Source organism: Microbacterium sp. HMWF026 (assembly GCF_003061325.1).
Classification (GTDB): Bacteria; Actinomycetota; Actinomycetes; order Actinomycetales; family Microbacteriaceae; genus Microbacterium; species Microbacterium testaceum_E.
In genome coordinates, this window is record NZ_QAJB01000216.1 from 1 (window position 1) to 804 (window position 804).

Sequence of the window (804 nt, forward strand, 5' to 3'; positions counted from 1 at the left end):
CCGGCCGTCACCGCGATCGACCCTGCCGAAGGGGTCGATGCAGACGAACTGCTGGCCTTGGCCGCCGCCGCCGAGGCGGACTCTGAACACCCCCTTGCTCGGGCGATCGTGAACGCCGCGAAAGAGAAGCAGCTCACCGTCCCCTCCTCCAACGACTTTGAATCGTCACCGGCCGTCGGTGTCCGCGCGCAGGTCACCGGGCGCACCGTCCAGGTCGGCGGCCCCTACATGCTCGAGCAGGAGAAGGCCGCTGAGCGGTCGATCGCGAACGAGTGGCGCAACGAGGGTGCGATCATCCTCCACGTCCTCATCGACGGGCAGGTGGCAGGAGCGCTGCGCCTGGCGGACGAGATCCGCCCTGAATCGCGCGCCGCGGTCGACGCGCTGCACCAGCGGGGCGTGCAGGTGGTCATGATCACCGGAGACGCCGAAGCGGTTGCCGCATCCGTCGCCGCCGACCTCGGCATCGACCGCTACTTCGCCGGGGTCCGCCCCGAAGACAAAGCATCCAAGGTCAAGCAGCTTCAGAACGAATCCCGCAAGGTCGCCATGGTTGGTGACGGGGTGAACGACGCACCCGCCCTCGCGCAAGCCGATGTCGGTATCGCCATCGGCGCGGGCACCGATGTCGCCATCGCGTCCGCCGGGGTCATCCTCGCCAGCGACGACCCCCGCTCCGTGCTGTCCGTGATCGACCTGTCGCGGGCCAGCTATCGGAAGATGAAGCAGAACCTGTGGTGGGCCGCCGGATACAACCTCGTCTCCGTCCCCCTCGCCGCCGGAGTGCTCGCCCCTATCGGGTTC

Annotated in this window: 1 protein-coding gene; it reads left to right on the forward strand. The window is 68.5% G+C overall.

Annotation, left to right across the window (positions count from 1 at the left end; genetic code table 11):
• The coding region (locus tag DBR36_RS08880) for an HAD-IC family P-type ATPase (RefSeq protein WP_146185292.1) at positions 1-804 on the forward strand (804 nt) is incomplete at both ends.